The following is a 2,157-nucleotide window of genomic DNA, read 5'->3' as shown; positions in this document are numbered from 1 at the left end:
TAAAAATTATTTAAAATTTTGCCTTGTTGCCCTCTTCCTGCAAAGTGGGTTGGGGGTGTGGGGTGTGGGGTGTGGGGAAAGAAACCTCTTTCATCTGTGGGGGTGAAAATTTTTTCATCGGGACTGACTTGAAAGAGGCGGTCGGCAGGGGGCAGGAGGGAAAAGTACCGTTTTGGGGAGTCAGTCGTCGATACCAAACTAGGCTACACTCTATAGGAGAAACCCGATGACTAACTTGATTATTTCGCAAAAATATGGCTAAAAAGCTCGATTTTGTTATTCCCGCCGTCGGTGGAGTCACAGGAGCCAATTTATCTGCTTGTCTGGGAAATATTGGCTTAGTCGGCGGATTTGGCAGTATAAGCGTCGGTTTAGTGGGAATGACGGGGATTGGCATCCTGACAAGTTCGGCAATTTATGCCAGTCTGCAAGGACTAGAAACAAACGATCACAATGTCGGGTTAGCTTTGGGAATAGGAAGCCTTGGCGGAATCGGTATCTACTCTACCTTTGGGGGTGTGGGAGTCGCAGTTAAAGGTACAGCTTTCGGTGTTGGTGTCGGTTCTATGGCAATCGCTGGCGGCCTAGTCGGGTTAGGAATCTACGGAGTGATGAAAATGTTATCTCCCACCTACTTCGACAATAATTTTTATAGCAATCTAGAATTTTTTGATCGCATTACTAGAGAGTACGAAGAAGCTTTATTTTGGCAAGAAGTTACGGGAAAATATAAAAATCTAGAGGCAGAACTACAGGGACTGTTAGAAGAAGTATCTATTCAGGAAAATCAACAGTTATATTCTACAGAAATTACTATTCCAGAGCGTTTATCTTGGCAGTGTTTCCAAACTCTTAAAGGTCATCAGGCAAATATTGGGGCGATCGATGTTAGTCCTGATGGTAAAATTATCGCTAGTGCGGGAGAAGATCAAACCATAAAACTTTGGCAGCGAGAAACGGGTAAATTAATTTATGCCTTTGTGGGAGTTAATGAACCGATCCAAACTCTGGCTATAAGTCCTAACAGTAAATCGATCATTGCTGGTGGATTGGATGGCAGAATTAGTCAGTGGCAATTAGACACTAAGCAGTATAAAAGTAGTTTTTTCGCTCGTGTAAATGCTCCCGATAGCCACGATGGTGTCATTTTACAATTAGCTTTTGCTGCCAATGAAAGATTTATTGTTAGTGCTAGTAATGACAAAACTCTGCGAATCTGGGGTTATCATACAGGAGAATTAAAGCGAACTTTAATCGGTCATGAGGAGGCAGTTAATACCTGTGCTATTAGTCCCGATAGCCAAATTATTGCTAGTGGTAGTGATGATAAAACTATTAAATTATGGCGATTTGATCATAGTTATGCTTATCAAACTTTTAGCGGTGACAGGGCAGCCGTTAACAGTTTAGCTTTTAGTAATGATGGTCAATATCTAATTAGTGGCGGTAGTGATAAAACGATTAAAATCTGGGATATAAAGACAGGAGAAATTATTAAAAGTTGGCAGGCACACGAGCAGGCAATTATCAGTATTGCTATTAATCCTCATCGCCATCTAATTGCTAGTGCTTCCCGAACAGAAATTAAAATTTGGCAAGGACAAACAGGAGAATTAATTAAAGTTTTACGGGGAACTGCTCCCTTAAAATTTAGTCCTGACGGTCAATTTTTAATTACAGGTAGTTATGGAGATAAGGTAAAAATATGGTCAGAAATGTTAGGAGAATTAGAAATATTCCCCCCAGATTCCGAGGATTGGTGGGAAGTTTTAGAAGTTTCTAAGAATGCCAGTTTTTCAGAAGTTAAACAAAGATATTATCAGCTTGCTCGTCAGTATCACCCCGATCACAATTCCTCTGCCATAGCGATTAAAATTATGCAAAAAATTAATCGAGCTTACGAGCGGTTTTTATTTTCCATCTCGCAACAGTAAAAGTGTGAGGGTAGGGTAAGTATTTAACTATCTTTCGATTCTGCCTTACTTATGGTGATATATAATTAAATTGAAGATAAATGGGAGCATCTCACTTACGCGATAAGTAATTATACTTAGCCTAAAAGCCACTCTTAATCGTGTCTTGGAACGAAATAGAGGCTTTTAAAGACTGCGTACATGGAGAATTAAAACAAGAATTACCCTCGAAAAGCCTATTTTT

Annotated in this window: 2 protein-coding genes; one reads left to right on the top strand and one right to left on the bottom strand. The window is 40.0% G+C overall.

The genetic code is table 11. From position 1 onward, the window contains the following. Positions 1-197, bottom strand: a 197-nt coding sequence (locus tag O9290_RS02855; protein WP_288086680.1) for a hypothetical protein, incomplete at its 3' end; no start/stop codon positions are given. Positions 198-254: 57 nt separating this feature from the next. On the opposite strand from O9290_RS02855, the gene O9290_RS02850 reads away from it, so the two are divergent. Beyond that, complete coding sequence (locus tag O9290_RS02850) at positions 255-1,934, top strand: WD40 domain-containing protein (protein ID WP_288054710.1); 1,680 nt, start codon at positions 255-257, stop codon at positions 1,932-1,934. The last annotated feature ends 223 nt before the right edge of the window (positions 1,935-2,157 follow it).

The sequence above is a fragment of the Microcystis sp. LE19-41.2A genome, from assembly GCF_027530405.1.
Lineage (GTDB): Bacteria > Cyanobacteriota > Cyanobacteriia > Cyanobacteriales > Microcystaceae > Microcystis > Microcystis aeruginosa.
The sequence above is the reverse complement of the archived record's forward strand: the minus strand, read 5'-3'. Positions and strand labels throughout refer to the sequence as shown.

Bases quoted from the DNA above. Each gene is read 5' to 3' on its own strand.
- O9290_RS02850 (WP_288054710.1), top strand. From the start codon at position 255: ATGGCTAAAAAGCTCGATTTTGTTATTCCCGCCGTCGGTGGAGTCACA.